This is a genomic window from Psychrobacter sp. TWR1-1-1 (assembly GCF_049895865.1).
In the GTDB taxonomy this organism is placed as follows: domain Bacteria; phylum Pseudomonadota; class Gammaproteobacteria; order Pseudomonadales; family Moraxellaceae; genus Psychrobacter; species Psychrobacter immobilis_A.
Genome location: NZ_JAFCTE010000014.1, coordinates 32,426 through 47,148, shown reverse-complemented (window position 1 = coordinate 47,148; position 14,723 = coordinate 32,426). Strand labels below are relative to the sequence as shown.

At 42.1% G+C, this 14,723-nt stretch carries 12 protein-coding genes and 2 tRNA genes; 5 read left to right on the top strand and 9 right to left on the bottom strand.

Features of this window, described 5'->3' with window-relative positions; genetic code table 11:
• Positions 1 to 126 precede the first annotated feature (126 nt).
• A complete protein-coding gene (locus ACP69U_RS11905; RefSeq protein ID WP_314884819.1) occupies positions 127 to 840 on the top strand; it encodes a GAD-like domain-containing protein in 714 nt (237 codons plus the stop codon).
• 259 nt (positions 841 to 1,099) lie between these two features.
• On the opposite strand, the gene copM is transcribed toward ACP69U_RS11905, so the two are convergent.
• From copM to ACP69U_RS11890, 3 genes are all read right to left on the bottom strand, one after another.
• Complete coding sequence (copM, locus tag ACP69U_RS11900; protein ID WP_426138613.1) at positions 1,100 to 1,834, bottom strand: CopM family metallochaperone; 735 nt, start codon at positions 1,832 to 1,834, stop codon at positions 1,100 to 1,102.
• Between the two features lie 125 nt (positions 1,835 to 1,959).
• Entirely contained in the window at positions 1,960 to 2,427 is a 468-nt protein-coding gene (locus tag ACP69U_RS11895; RefSeq protein ID WP_314884822.1) for a DUF305 domain-containing protein, read from the bottom strand.
• 76 nt (positions 2,428 to 2,503) lie between these two features.
• Positions 2,504 to 3,112: a DUF411 domain-containing protein gene (locus tag ACP69U_RS11890; protein WP_238035238.1), complete on the bottom strand. Its 609-nt coding sequence runs from the start codon at positions 3,110 to 3,112 to the stop codon at positions 2,504 to 2,506.
• A gap of 206 nt (positions 3,113 to 3,318) precedes the next feature.
• On the opposite strand from ACP69U_RS11890, the gene ACP69U_RS11885 reads away from it, so the two are divergent.
• Both ACP69U_RS11885 and ACP69U_RS11880 read left to right on the top strand, forming a co-directional pair.
• On the top strand, positions 3,319 to 4,086 hold the full coding sequence (locus tag ACP69U_RS11885; RefSeq protein ID WP_193008275.1) for a heavy metal response regulator transcription factor: 768 nt from the start codon (positions 3,319 to 3,321) through the stop codon (positions 4,084 to 4,086).
• A gap of 1 nt (position 4,087) precedes the next feature.
• Positions 4,088 to 5,569, top strand: a complete 1,482-nt coding sequence (locus ACP69U_RS11880) for an ATP-binding protein (RefSeq protein ID WP_250162829.1) — start codon at positions 4,088 to 4,090, stop codon at positions 5,567 to 5,569.
• Positions 5,570 to 5,854: 285 nt separating this feature from the next.
• Here the strand turns inward: ACP69U_RS11880 and ACP69U_RS11875 are convergent.
• The 4 genes from ACP69U_RS11875 to msrB all read right to left on the bottom strand — a co-directional run bounded on the left by ACP69U_RS11875 (position 5,855) and on the right by msrB (position 7,436).
• Positions 5,855 to 5,931: transfer RNA gene (locus tag ACP69U_RS11875), tRNA-Asp, on the bottom strand.
• Between the two features lie 51 nt (positions 5,932 to 5,982).
• Positions 5,983 to 6,058: transfer RNA gene (locus ACP69U_RS11870), tRNA-Val, on the bottom strand.
• A gap of 304 nt (positions 6,059 to 6,362) precedes the next feature.
• Positions 6,363 to 6,848, bottom strand: a complete 486-nt coding sequence (locus ACP69U_RS11865; protein WP_314884824.1) for a glutathione peroxidase — start codon at positions 6,846 to 6,848, stop codon at positions 6,363 to 6,365.
• Positions 6,849 to 7,010: 162 nt separating this feature from the next.
• Entirely contained in the window at positions 7,011 to 7,436 is a 426-nt protein-coding gene (gene msrB, locus ACP69U_RS11860; protein ID WP_045448234.1) for a peptide-methionine (R)-S-oxide reductase MsrB, read from the bottom strand.
• A gap of 646 nt (positions 7,437 to 8,082) precedes the next feature.
• Here msrB and ACP69U_RS11855 point away from each other — a divergent pair.
• A complete protein-coding gene (locus ACP69U_RS11855; protein ID WP_390890574.1) occupies positions 8,083 to 9,723 on the top strand; it encodes an aminotransferase class I/II-fold pyridoxal phosphate-dependent enzyme in 1,641 nt (546 codons plus the stop codon).
• 121 nt (positions 9,724 to 9,844) lie between these two features.
• Here ACP69U_RS11855 and ACP69U_RS11850 read toward each other — a convergent pair whose 3' ends face one another.
• Positions 9,845 to 11,452 carry an inorganic phosphate transporter gene (locus ACP69U_RS11850; protein WP_193008281.1) on the bottom strand — a complete coding sequence of 536 codons (1,608 nt, stop codon included), beginning with the start codon at positions 11,450 to 11,452 and terminating at the stop codon, positions 9,845 to 9,847.
• A gap of 638 nt (positions 11,453 to 12,090) precedes the next feature.
• Positions 12,091 to 13,719 carry an ATPase gene (locus ACP69U_RS11845; protein WP_193008283.1) on the bottom strand — a complete coding sequence of 543 codons (1,629 nt, stop codon included), beginning with the start codon at positions 13,717 to 13,719 and terminating at the stop codon, positions 12,091 to 12,093.
• A gap of 253 nt (positions 13,720 to 13,972) precedes the next feature.
• Between ACP69U_RS11845 and ACP69U_RS11840 the strand changes: the two genes are divergently transcribed.
• Entirely contained in the window at positions 13,973 to 14,683 is a 711-nt protein-coding gene (locus ACP69U_RS11840; protein ID WP_193008285.1) for an FFLEELY motif protein, read from the top strand.
• The last annotated feature ends 40 nt before the right edge of the window (positions 14,684 to 14,723 follow it).

The window sequence follows — 14,723 nt, the reverse complement described above, 5'->3', positions numbered from 1 at the left end:
GCACGATTGGATATGTGTCACCCTTTGAGTTTGAAAAGCGGTATTATGATAATTTAACCCTGTCAGGCATCGCTGCCTGACTCAAGTAGATCAGCCTCCGATATAGTCGGGGCGGTTCATAGAAAAATGAGTCACTTTATTATAGATGAAGGATTTGATTATTTTTTAGAAAAATTCGGTCAGCCTGACTGGCAACAACCTGTTGATCAGGCTACCCTAGAATATTATCGTGGAAAATTACCTAGTAAACTTCTTTTTTATTGGGAAAAAATGGGCTTTTGCCGTTTTAAGCAAGGTTTGTTTTGGATAGTCAATCCTTCTGATTATGCGGACGAGTTAGCTATTTGGTTAGGTGAAGATATTCTAAAACAAGACAATTACTATGTCATTGCTCGTAGTGGTTTCGGTGAATTATACGTTTGGGGAGAGAAGACAGGGTTTGCTTTTGAGATCACCCCTACTCTCGGGTGGGTAAGGCTAAAACAAGGTGACGCAAAAGATATAGCCACTGGGCTTGAGGATAGAAAGTTAGAATTATTTTTTGCTTTCCAACAAATTAAATATATTGAGATGGAAGACAATAACGGTAAACCACTATTTGACCGTTGCATTAAAAAAATTGGCGCTCTTGAATACGATGAAATGTTTGGCTTTGTCCCTGCCCTTGCGATTAGTGACAATGCTTCTATCAAAAATATAGATAAGATGAATATCTTTGTACATCTCAATCTTTTACCCGACTTGATTGAAATTCAACATATCGACTTCAAACGCTTAGGACAAATGGCTTTTGGTGTTGAAAATTCATCAAACTTGCCTGATTTAGATAGTTTAGAGTGATTAATTACGACTAAGCCACCTTCGGGTGGTTTAAACACAGATACACTATCCTAGCAAGTCTTACTCATATCAATGGCGTACCTAGGAGACTCAACCTTTTAAGGCTTATGGTAGACAAAGGTGGCGACGTGAATATTTATACAGGCAATGGCGGAATTTTAGAGAAGATTAAGAAATGTAAAGTAGAAGAAGCAGTACCTTAATAAATATAAGACACTGCTTTTTATCTAAAATACATCCATTCTTAAGCACTCGTTATTTAACTATTGTGCTTGGCTATCCAGTTTTGCATTTGCTCAATTTCAGGCTGCTGCGCGTCAATTACTTGTTGTGCCAATTGACGCATTTCTTCATTTTTGCCATACTTTAGCTGTATTTTTGCCATATCTACTGCGCCAATATGATGCGGCAACATACCGCGAGCAAATGCCATATCTGGGTTAGGGTCAGCGATACCTGCCATCATTTCACTATGCATCGTATCCATACCTTTAGCATAAGCTGTCTGCATGGCTTCAGTATCAGACGTTGGCTCAGCAGCATCAGGATGGTTGGCAAGCCAGTTCTGCATTTGCTCGATTTCAGCTTTCTGAGCGTCAATAATCTCTTGTGCCAACTGACGCATTTCTGCATCCGTACCATACTTTAGCTGAATCTCTGCCATATCAACAGCACCCATATGATGACCAAGCATTCCTTGGGCAAAGGCAGCATCGGGATCATTGTATGCCATGCCTGCCATCATCTCATCATGCATCTTAGTCATAGAGTCACTATACTCTCCATGTATGCCCGTCATCGCATCACCTGACATATTATGACCTGCATGCGCATCCATCGCGCTAGTGTCGGTTGTAGCATTATGAACAGGAGCCGCCTCGTCTTTGACTGTAGCCTCTGTTACATCATTCGTCGGCTGGCAAGCGCCAAGCAGCATCACGGCACTGACACTGACTGCAAGCATGGCAAGACGTGAGTTTCTTATCATTTTCATGGTAGATCCTTAATTATGATCGTTTGGTAGTTATGGTTCATATAAAAACTGGCAAATCAGCTAAGATCCACCAGTTGGAAAAATCATTTAATTTATGTACTAAGAGGAGTGCGTTTTAAGGCTATTTATTCTAATGCTTCGATCAGTGCCTGCATCTCTTTAATTTCACGTTGTTGTGCTTCGATGATGTCGTCAGCAAGTTGCTGTACTCTAGGGTCTTCTATATCGGCTCTTGAGCTGGTTAAGATCGCAATTGAATGATGCGGTATCATAGCCTGCATCCAATCCACTTGATCGACGGTTGCTTGAGATCTGACGCCCCAGATACCCACGGCAAACATCAGCACACTAAGACCATAAATCATTAAGTTGACCTTAGTTTTCTTGTACATATTGCTCATAAAGGCGAGCATAATCACTGCCATGCCTGCGCCCATATATAGCGCCATATATGCTCTGGTCTCACTAAAATAAATATGATCCCACTCATAAGTATTGAAGTACATCATGATATACATCACCACGGTAGACGTCAGCATCATGAGGGTGAACTTTACATAAGGGTTCATCTGTTTTTGCTCTGCATGATTCATCAGTCAGTCTCCATCAATGCTGCTATCAGTACTACAATGAGTAGCTGAAATTTAAAAAACTATCTAAAGTATTAACTTATAGCTGCTGCTCTGCGGACTCAATCTCAGCGTATACTTGGTTTGTGCCATCTTTATTGATTTGCATAATTTGGTATGGCATAAACTTATCTTGATATTCCATACCAGGGCTACCGACGGGCATACCCGGTACCGCCAAACCAATCGCTTGCTTTGGTGGATTTTGCAAAAACTCAGCCACATACTTGGCAGGAACATGACCTTCGATGACATAACCATCACTGGTAACGGCGGTATGGCAAGAACGCAGCTCAGCAGGCACACCGTAACGCTCTTTAAATAATGACAAGTCTGCAACATCATGGGCAGTTGTCGTTAACCCATTATCTTCTGCGTGCCCTATCCATTCTTTACAACAGCCACAATTGGCATCTTTATAGACAGTGGCTGACACGTTCTTGAGCAGGTCTGGGTTGTTGGCTGGTGTCTCTGTCACTGTTTGCCTACTCTGTATAGCGTTTGCCTCACCACTGCTGGCGTTAGCGGCATTGGCAGTAGAGGGGCTGGCATTAGAAGCATTGCTGTCAGATTGCCCACATGCTGATAATATGGCAGCAGTTAATAAGACCGCTGACCCTCGAACAAACTTAACGGTAAAAGGCATCATAGAGGCTTCTCATGGTGTTGAATATTAAAATTAGGATGTATTGAAGCCAAACTAGCATAACCACTCTGACAGTCAGATGACGCCAAGATGACAATTTTGTCATCTTCTAGACTGAGCATAGGTTTATTACCAGTATTCCTCTATGATTGATAACAATAGAGACATTTTATATTGATCTCATCCTAAATAATTGGCGCGAGTATGCTATGAAAGTATTGTTAGTCGAAGATGAGTTATCACTTGGCGACTACATTAAAAAAGGTTTAAGCGAGGCAGGTTTTATCGTTGAGCATAAAACCACAGGTTTAGATGGGTATCATGCTCTGATGACTGAGGACTTCACTGTCGTGGTGATGGATGTGATGCTGCCTGATGTCAGTGGTTTTGAGCTGGTCAGTAATTATCGCGCTGCTGGTAACACCACCCCTGTATTATTTTTGACCGCAAAAGATGACCTTAGCGACCGCATAAAAGGCTTTGAGATTGGCGGTGACGATTATCTCACTAAACCTTTTGCCTTCGCTGAGCTGTTGGTCAGAATCAAAAGCTTACTACGCCGTGCCAATCAAGCAGATTACGCCAGCACAGTGCTTCAAATAGCTGATTTAAAACTGGATATCGCCAAACGTAGTGTGCATCGAGATAAAGGTTCTATCAAATTGACGGCCAAAGAATTTGCGCTATTGCAGTTTTTACTTGAGCATCAAGGCGAAGTATTGCCCCGCTCTGTCATCGCTTCACAAGTATGGGATATGAATTTTGATAGCGATACCAATGTGATTGATGTGGCGATAAGACGCTTACGAAGTAAAATCGACGATGGCTTTGAAAATAAGCTCATTCATACCGTACGCGGTATGGGCTATAAACTAGAAGCGGACAATAGCGCCGTTACAGTCAATAATGAAACTAGCATTGATATGAGTAATGAGGCTAATACGGTTTCTAAACTCAATCATGTTGAAGTAAAATAGCATGACATATAAATCGGAGCATCGACGCTTGTCATTACTGTGGCGCACTACCCTAGTATTAACGGTATGTGTGCTGATATCTCAAGCTTTTTTGTACATATGGATACAGCGTTCGGTTAATGATCATTTTGAACAAATGGACTCAGAGATCCTGACTCATGCTGCGTTTAATTTACGACAGTATATGACAGAGGTGACATCGGATGATCAGCGCTCTGACAACCTTTCCGACCCTGCTCATCTCGCTAATACAGCATCATCCGTGATAGATATTTTTCGACCAGATTATGAAGTCAAAACAATTATCACTGACCATAATGGACAAGTCATTAATAGTCAGCCAAAGGATTTTATTGATAAACTCAATGACTCCCAATTGGTCGAAAAACTATGGCAGCAGCACCGCGATCAACCCTTTGACTTGCAGCTTAATCATCGTCATTATCGCGCGCTGGTCATTGAGCACTCTAATCGCTTGGCATTAATCGCGCTACCGATTGATGTGCATCATCAATACCTTGCCCAGTTTAACCACCATCTTATCCTGATACTTATTGCAATCACTTTTATCTTGGTATCAGTGGCGGCTTTTAGCGTCTATCTAGGATTCGCCCCCTTAGCGACCATCAGTCAAAAAATGGCACGTATCAACGCCGAGCAGTTAGACGATAGAATTATCGTCTCTGAAATGCCAAGCGAGCTGCGACCATTGGCTGACGCTTATAATGCCATGATGGATAAACTCGAACACAACTTTGCCTCATTATCACAGTTTTCAGATGACATTGCTCACGAACTGCGCACACCACTGGCAACGTTGAGCACCCAAACTCAAGTGATGCTCAGTAAACCTAGAGACCATCAAGAATATGTCGAGCAGCTACATCATCAACACGCCACGCTCAAGCAACTATCCCTGCTAATTAACAATATGCTATTGCTGGCAAAAACTCAAAAAGGTCTCTACGACTCACAACGTCATCTTGTCGATACCGATTCACTGATAATTAAGCTCATCGATTATTTTGAACTGATAGCCGAAGAGCGCGGTATCTCTTTTGAGAAAAAAGGGGCATTTGATGTGGTATTAGGGGATGAGAGCTTGTTACAAAGGCTGTTTGCCAACTTGATATCTAATGCGATTTACTACGCCGCCAGCGACAGTATCATTACTATTACTGCCGTTTCTAAGACTGCTAGCCTCATAAAACATAACGCTCACGCCCTTAGAGAAACGGCTCAGCAGCCATCACTAAACATCACCATCACTAATCGCTTGCAGACGCCTCTAACTCAAGCGGAAGCAGATAGACTGTTTGAACGCTTTTATCGTCATCACAAATCCAATAATCAGCATTCGGGCACAGGGCTGGGATTGGCCATCGTACAAGCGATCGTCAATGCCCATAACGGCAAAGTCAGTATTACCATTAAGGATGGGTACTACTTTCAAGTTAACGTACAGTTATTAAAAGAATCATAGGGCGGGTTTAATCGAGAATGGTCACTTTTTGGTCACCGAGTAGGTGGTCAGCAAGCGGGTGGTCATCGATTTTCAAAAGGTAGAATGTATGCAACCAAACTTATAGAGAATACATTATTGAAGATAGACTATTCCCTAAGAGTTGATAAAGAAAAATAGTCAACCTTTATAGATAAAGGCTGTAAGAGGAATTTTAAACACAAAAAAACCCCAAACAAAGTTATGTTTGAGGCGAAACTTGCTTAAACCCAAAGGTCTAAATTCGTTTTAGCTTTTTACTAAATATGGCGCAGCGGACGGGACTCGAACCCGCGACCCCCGGCGTGACAGGCCGGTATTCTAACCAACTGAACTACCGCTGCTTAGGTCGTCTTAGCATCTTCTCTTATTACAGAGACACTCGCTAAAAAGAGTGGTGGGTGATGACGGATTCGAACCGCCGACATTCTGCGTGTAAGGCAGACGCTCTACCAACTGAGCTAATCACCCTGAGAAGCGTTAAAAAATTGCACTGCAATTTTAGCTTCGCAAATTAAAATTCCTTAAAGAGAATTTTATAGAAAGTTTAATCTTTAAAGTTGTCACGCTTTAAGTCAGTAAAAATCCTAACAACATTGAAATTAATTAAGTCCCCTTGCTGTGGGTGTGTATTATATAGATTTACACATAGCTGTCAAATAGTATTTTCAGTTTTTTAGCCTATTTTATAGGTTTTTATTTATTAATCTGACAAGCCTATGTTTTCATTGGATTTATATTTTTATAAAAAACCAATGAATTTTCAAGCATGACCCTATTTACTGGCTAATGCTTGTTCGATATCCATTTTTATGGCTTCTGGTTTGGTGGTGGGCGCATAGCGGTCAATGACCTGTCCATCTTTACCAATTAAAAACTTAGTGAAATTCCATTTGATACCGTCTGTTAATACGCCACCCTTTTGCTCTTTAAGCCAATCAAAAATAGGATGAGCGTCTTTGCCATTGACATCAACCTTCGCCATCATTGGAAAACTGACACCATAGTTCTTTTGACAAAATGCGCCAATCTCCTCATTACTGCCTGGATCTTGCCCGCCAAATTGATTACAAGGGAAACCAATAACGACCAATCCTTGATCTTTATATTGCTGATATATTGCTTCTAAACCTTCAAATTGCGGCGTAAACCCACATTTGCTGGCGGTATTGACGATTAATAATACCTTACCTTGATAATCAGCAAAGGCTTGTACAGTTCCGTCCATGTGCTCAGCAGTAAAATCGTAAATCGTGCTCATCATTTGTCCTTAAATCGATTAAGTTATTATTTTGATAGTCTTTTAAACCGTGCTCATTTTTCAATAACAGTGAAAATATTCATAATGCTAATCACTGGCAAGGCAGCATCTCGCGCTGCCCTGCCATGATTCTAAAATACTCTAAGCAATTTATTTTACCAATTACTTTTCAGATTTATCTAAATCAATAGACACAGAATTGATGCAATAGCGCATCCCTGTCGTCTCGCTTGGGCCGTCAGGGAAGACATGGCCTAAATGTGCGCCGCAGTTACTACAGGTCACTTCTGTCCGCGTCATGCCCAGCGAATTATCCACATGCTCCTCGATAGCGCTGTTATCAACTCCTTGGTCAAAACTTGGCCAACCACAGCTGGCATCAAATTTATTGCTTGAGTCAAATAAGCTCGCACCGCAGCCTTTGCAGCGATAAATACCGTCATCAGTCGCATCGTTATAGACGCCCGTAAATGGGCGTTCTGTACCCTTTTCACGCATCACGTGATATTCATCAGCACTCAAACGCTCTTTCCAATCAGCTTCTGTTAATTGGCTGATCTCTTCTTGGCTAAGTTGATTGTCTTGCATAATGTATCCTTAATTTAGGTATGTATTATCTCATCCATTAGCATTAGCTTTTATCTGCTATTAACTAACACTTTATCGCCATATTTTTATAAAAACGATGGGTCTTATCTATTGTTTATCCACTCAATATTCAAGGCATACATTACAAGAAAACCATCATAAACAAGTGATAGCGTAAGGTATTGAAAAAGCTATGATAAATAAAATACAGCAAATTTTCTTAACATATCAATGAATACAGATGTAGCCATGACAATAACTTTCTGAAAGAAGTTTGATATCTAGGGCGTGTCCTCAATTCAATCGATTATCTTCTAAATGGGCTAAAAATGGCTAAATTTTGCCAAACATCGTCAAATAGCTTATCAATATCTCGATATTATTTGCACTACTTTCCTTGTTTAACGACAATTTATCTCAGTTTTATTACCATTTTTAAAATAAGGACACGGCCTAGTAGAGCAGCAATGAGGCAGCGATAATACTGCCAATGCAAGTTATTCTTGCATTGGCAAATACACTACCCTTAAAAACAGCTTGCATTGATACTGATAATGCAATAATATCTTGCATTAAGGCTTAATTAAAACAAATGCCTGCTTTCCTTCTCTCGATTACCAACTACTGAATAAAGGCTTGAATGACTATGGCTGATGACAAGAATAAAGGCTCACAAGCCGAAAGACTGGTACAGCTACGTCGTGATAAAGGGCTGACTGCTGAACAATTAGCGCAAGCCATGACCGCAGCAGGCGCAAAAGTCAGTCGCGGGGCTATCTCAAATTGGGAGCGTGGCACCAATGGCATTGTGTCATCTAGGCTGCCAACGCTCGCACACATTTTAGGCTGCAGCGAAGGCTATCTGTTACGCGGTGAACTAAAAAACGACAGTAATAATAAAGAGGTGAGTAAGAGCGCTCATTCTCATAATAAGAATAGTCAAAATACGTCATCTGCTCAAACTGACGAGATACATGACTCCCAAGCCAATCAAACAACTACAACTCCTACTATAGATACAAACTCACAAAATAACCCTATGAGTGGTCACACTATGAACACAATAAAAAAATCGGATAAATTACAAAATGTTTGCTATGACATTCGCGGTCCGCTACTACAAACAGCCAATAAGATGGAAGCCGAAGGCAAACGTATATTAAAGCTGAACGTCGGTAACCCAGCCCCCTTTGGTCTAGAAGCCCCGCATGAGATTTTGCGCGATGTGGCGATGAACCTACCAGACGCGACCGGTTATTCCGACTCGCAAGGGATTTTTTCAGCGCGTAAAGCTGTCCTACAGTACTATCAATCAAAGGGGTTGCTATCGGCAGTTGATGTCCGTGACGTCTATTTGGGCAACGGAGTTTCTGAGCTGATTGTAATGACCATGCAGGCTTTAATGAATGATGGTGACGAAGTGCTTATCCCAATGCCAGACTACCCGCTTTGGACGGCAGCGGCGAACCTAGCTGGCGGCACAGCGGTACATTATCGCTGTAATGAAGACGATAATTGGCATCCTGATATCGAAGATATTAAATCTAAAATCACCTCTAAAACCAAAGGTATCGTGGTGATTAACCCTAATAATCCAACGGGTTCACTTTATAGTGATGAATTGCTGAAACAAATTATTGAGGTCGCTAAAGCGCATGATTTAATCATCATGGCCGATGAAATTTATGATCGTATTCTTTATGATGATATGGTACACACCCCAATGAGCACCTTGACTGATGATGTGCTGGTGCTCTCATACAACGGCTTATCTAAATCGCATCGTATCGCGGGATTCCGCGCAGGTTGGATGATGGTGTCTGGCAAAAAGCACCATGCCACTGACTTTATCGAAGGCTTGGACATGTTAGCGTCTATGCGCTTGTGTTCCAACGTCCAAGGTCAATATGCCATCCAAACGGCGATGGGTGGCTATCAAAGCATGAAAGAGCTCACGTCAGAGCGTGGGCGCTTATATAAGCAGCGTGAAATGGCCGTGTCACGACTTAATGCGATCAAAGGTATCTCTTGTACCATGCCACAAGGCGCGTTTTATTGCTTTCCAAAGATGGATCCTGATATTTACCCTATCGAAGATGATATGGCATTTATGATGGATTTGCTTGTTGAAGAAAATGTATTAATGGTGCAAGGAACAGGCTTTAACTGGGATAAGCCCGATCATTTCCGCTTGGTATTTTTGCCAAACCTACATGATTTAGAAGATGCCATGGACCGCTTAGATCGCTTCTTTGCCAAAAAACGCAAACAATTTGGTACCGAATAGACCTTAACTTGACATAAAAAAAACGCTTATCGGCATGATGCTGATAAGCGTTTTTTATTTGAAACGTGCTTATAAATAAGGTTAAATAAGATTTAAGCAAAAACCTTAATAAGCGTACGTGTTAAAAAATATTGACCAAAATAATATAACTGATTGCAGACATTGCCGCTGCTGCAGGAAGAGTAATGATCCATGCCAAACCGATAGGTTTCATCAACGCCCAATTGGTGTCTCTATTGACGATACCGATACCCAGTACTGCACCGACCAAGGTATGCGTGCTTGATACGGGCAGACCCATGGTTGACGCGCCCATTACCACTGCAGCCGCAGCCAATTCAGCTGAAAAACCAGAAGCGGGATGCATTTTTGCCAAGTTGGTACCAACCGTTTGAATAACTTCTTTACCAATGAACCAAAGACCAACGATAAGCGCAACACCAAAAGTCAGCATAACCGCAGGTGGTACAGCGGCTTCAGTCGCAATGCTATTGGTACGGATAACATCCATAATAGCGGCAAAAGGACCGACTGCATTGGCAATATCGTTTGAGCCGTGGCTAAAGGCAAAAGCAGAGGCGGTAAAGACTTGCATCCAGCTAAACATAATAAACGTCGCTTTGGTCAAATCCTCTTTATGTTTACCGCGGATACTCTTGGTATAGATAAAGGTCGCAAGCCACACCAGCGCCGCGATCATACCCATGATTAAAAAGCCTTGCAGCGTCGTCATGCCATTATTGACATTCTTTAGACCCTTAAAGATGACCAAAGAGGCCATGACCGCGCCGCCTGCTGCCGCAATGATAGGAACCCATTGCTTCAACGCTTTTAGCGTATCAAGGTTGCTGCGTTCATTTTCAATTTCATAAAGCTGTTTATAGTAGTCAGTCTCTAAATCTTCAACATCGCAATCATCATCTTTATAGATTTCTTGATCACGTAACATCGCTGACGTATAGGCCAGCTGTTCTGATTCTGTTAAACCGTCCAAAAATTCTTTGTGGTTTTGTTTTAAGGTTTTTTTGTCGCCTTTCAAAGTCGCAATGTGCGCCTCTGTTCTATCATTATATTCAATGATGTTTTTCTTAATCTGTCCATATAATACATAGGACAAAACGCCGCCCAATAGCGGTGATAATACCCAAGAAATCGCGATGGTGCCAATCGTACTCCAATTCACCGTTGATAATGCCATTTCAGTACCACCTAACGTGATACCTAATACAACAGAGCTACCAACAACGCCGCCAATAATGGCGTGCGTGGTCGAAACGGGCAGACCTTTTTTAGTGGCAAATAACAGCCAAAATGCGGCAGCGATGAGCGCTGACAGCATGACATAAATGAATTGGTTGGGCGTTACCGAAAGGCCATCTAAATCGACAATGCCGCTTCGAATGGTATCGGTGACTTCACCACCTGCCAGTACGGCTCCGGATACTTCAAATATCGCTGCGATACCCAGTGCCTGCGGGATAGTCAACGTCCCTGCACCTACTGAGGTACCAAAGGAGTTGGCGACATCGTTACCACCAATATTGAATGCCATAAAGACACCAAAAGCAGTGGCCACAATAAATAGCGTCGTCTGTTGACGCATCGTGTAATCTAGACCCCACCACAAAAAGTAGGCGGTCATCGCAATCAGTAAAATGGCAAAAAATAGATTTATTCTCATAGAACCGACTGATTTGGCTGGCTCTGTAGAACTGTTGCTAATACCCATACGTTGATACGTCCTGCGTAAGCTGATTGAAATTATAGGCGGTTGATGACATTGCGCGGCTATTAATAATGCTCGTGATAACTTCTGACATTAATATAACGTATATGAAACGCGCAATATGCTTGCTAAAAACGGTTTTTCTTACTGCTATCTTGGTGCTCTACCCTAACGCTTATCTTTTATTTACTCGTATTTTATTTTACGTAAAGGCAGTAAATAAGGTAAAACACATCACTCAATATGTCACAAAGCCGCAAGGAATATTGCCAAATCGTCTGATTACAGCAGCTTGCGGCTTAGATATGTCGTAGTAATAATTTTGGTTCTAATAACTGCTATTGTAAGAACCTTTGCCAAATTTATTAACCAGAGTGATTAAAATGTCTGTGTCAAAGGGTAAAAACACTCTACTCACTCAGTGAGTTTCGTGCACAGCAGGAGCTATTACGCGCCTATTATATTAAATATAAGCGCATAATGCATGATGATATTGCAAGATTTGTAACTGCCAGCATATGTGTTAGAAAACATCCTGCTGTAACGCAGCATTATACTCTCTTTCCCTGAATTTATTTAACGTTAAATATATAATTATGGCGCTTTGTAACCAGCTACCTAATTGAATGACCAATCGCATATCAGCTGCCACACACCGCTGATAGTTGCTTAATCGCATGATCTAAAACATCCAAACGTGCTTGACGCTTCTCATTGGTCGCGATGACGCACCACGGTGCGTGCTCTGTATCGGTACGTGCCAGCATATCCGCCGCAGACTGCACATAATCCGACCATTTATCACGGTTACGCCAGTCATCATCCGTCAGCTTAAACTGCTTGTGCGGTGTCTTTTGACGTGCCTCAAAACGTTTAAGCTGTTCTTTTTTATCGATAGCCAACCAGTATTTGATAACGATTGTCCCCGCCGCGGCTAAATCCGCCTCAAAGCGATTGATTTCATCGTAAGCACGCTGCCATTCTTCATCCGTGGCAAAACCCTCAATGCGCTCAACCAAAACGCGCCCATACCAAGTCCGATCAAAAATGGCAATACGGCTAATACGGTCGGTTTGCTCGTTCGGAAGTTTGGTCCAAAAACGCCATAGATAGGGATGTTGCAGCTCATACAGCATTGGCGCACTGATATTATAAATTTGATACTCGCGTGGGTCGAGAGGCGCAACCAATCTTTTAATCGCGCCACCTTTGCCAGCAGCGTCCATTCCTTCAAAGGCAAAAACGATATGACGCCCTTTGCGCGCACGCAGCAACTGTGCAAGGCGAACTTGTTTTTCTACCAACGCATCACGGTAGTCCGACTTGTCAATCTCTGCCTCATCGATATCTTTTAAACATTTAGGAATTTTTACAGGTTCAAACTTTGCTGATTTGAGTGCTTGCTGAGCTTGCTTCTTAGCCTTTGATTTATCAGAGGTTTGTACTTTATTGATTTTACTACTTATTAGCGCGGTTTGCATCGCTTGTAGCACTTCATGGCAAAAATGGTCAGCCGCATCTGATTTGTCATCACCATCAATGATGATCCAATCATCTTGCTGGCGTAGCAGAACGGTAGCCACTTGATTAAAGGTTTCGATAACTTTTTTACTATTCCAGTCAATTTGGTATAAAAACTGCGGATCGGCTTCATCGTCATTCAGTCGCGCTTGCAACGTTTCGATATCGACATGGAACCAGCATTTAAGCAGTCGGGTTTGATTGGCAGCTAGGTCTTGTTCGAATGCTTGTAGCTTAATAAGCTGCTGCTGTAAATAGGCTTGCCATTGCGCAATCGGCAACGTCTTGTCGTTGTCTGACGTTGCCATACGCATGACGTTATAAAGCAAGTCAGCATACCAGTTGCCAAAATAAACCATCACATCGCCATGACGGGGTAATGCCTTGGTATGTGCTTGCCAAATCGGCTGATACGCTAAGGGACAATCACCAACGGTTGCCTCAACTTTAAGTAGTCGAGGATCTACCCATTGTCGCAATTGCTTGACAGCAGTGCCCTTGCCTGCCTGCTCCATACCATTGACCAATACCAATAACCCTGTTGGTTTATTGAGGGTTGGTGGCGTCTGTTGCCGCGTTGCTCGTAGAGCATATTGGGCCGTGACCAGTGCCAATCTCAGTGCATCTTTGTCCATAGAAAACTGGCTCAGGGGATTGGGAGTTAAGCGCTCACAGACAATTTTCTCACTAAATTGTGCACTTAGCGCTTGTGGTGCGGTGGGTTCAGCCGTCTTATTATTTTTGCTCATAACTGTCATCATCCTATGATTGAAAGCATATTAGCGTCATCATAGCATTGCAGCAATTCGGTAAATAACGCTGCTATGTAACAGTTTGACATTTGTATTCTGCTTTATTTTCTTTTAAGGTGAACACAATCTCAGACACATGCTGTAATCACGCTCTATAAATACAAAAACCAAAAGTATAAAACATGGTTTATCCTGAGCTTTTTATTCGCAACCTTTTAACTCTCTTTACTTTTATGCAGGTTTACTAACCATGGCCTCTTTAGCCGATTTACAACAACATTTGAACCGTTTTTGGGCACTGCCTTATCATGAAGATTTGGCATTAAACGATAAACTTAGCGAGGTGCAAGCTTGGCAACGAGATCGTATTCAAAACACTCACAAAGACTTGTTTGAGCAACCTCAAAATCAGTTGATGGCAGATTATTTTTTGACACAATTGTATGGCGGCGATGAGTTTAAATTGTTGGCCAAACAGTTAGAACGCATTGTACCCAAGGCACAAAAAGTCGAGCGTTTTGCGCCAGCAGCGGCTTTAGAAACCGGCAGCATGGCGATACAAGCCGCTATCTTAGCGATAGAGCTGGATTTACATTTAGCAGAATGGCTATTGGCTCAAGATTTAGCCGTTAACGAAGACAACATGCTGAACGCCTATCGTGCGGTCAATGAAGCCGACACCAGACGTATCCAAATCGGTCATTTAAAAGAGGTGTGCTATCGTACCGATAAATATATAAACTCTTTTATGTTGCAAAAAGCCTTTGCCTTGGCTAAAGGCACCGCCTACCGTTACAACTATCAACCCTTATATGAATTTATTAATGCTGGATTTATCGCGATGCGTCCGTTAGACAGTGTCAGTGGTTTCATTGAACCATTTTGTGAGCGTGAGCTTGAGATTATTGACCGTGTTCATGAGACGGATAATGGCGGTAAGCCAATGACGTTTGGTGTATGATAGACGTATCATTTGCTTGGTTAGCTACTATTTTATACCT